The sequence below is a fragment of the Nocardioides sp. genome (assembly GCF_024509035.1).
Lineage (GTDB): Bacteria > Actinomycetota > Actinomycetes > Propionibacteriales > Nocardioidaceae > Nocardioides.
Genome location: NZ_JANINT010000255.1, coordinates 2,664 through 2,916 on the forward strand (window position 1 = coordinate 2,664; position 253 = coordinate 2,916).

1 protein-coding gene is annotated in these 253 nt (G+C 77.5%); it reads right to left on the bottom strand.

Annotated elements, in window-relative coordinates; translation table 11 throughout:
• Positions 1-253: hypothetical protein (locus Q0L15_RS17585; RefSeq protein WP_296605750.1), on the bottom strand; the 253-nt coding region annotated here is incomplete at both ends.

The following is a 253-nucleotide window of genomic DNA, read 5'->3' on the forward strand; positions in this document are numbered from 1 at the left end:
TCGGGACGTGCCGGTGGTCGGCGCCCATCCGCTCCGGCTGCAGCACGATCTCGGCACCACCGGCGCCGGCCTCGACCAGGGCGGCCGCCGGGTGCCCGACGACGAGCTGCGTGGTCACCGGCAGCTCGGCCCCCAGCTCGTGGCGGGCCTCGTCGGCGACCTCCTCGAGCATCCGCTGGGCCTCCTGGAGGACGGGCTGGCGGGTGACCGCGATGGGGTCGGCGTCCGCGCCGGTGAGCAGCGGGTGCAGCGC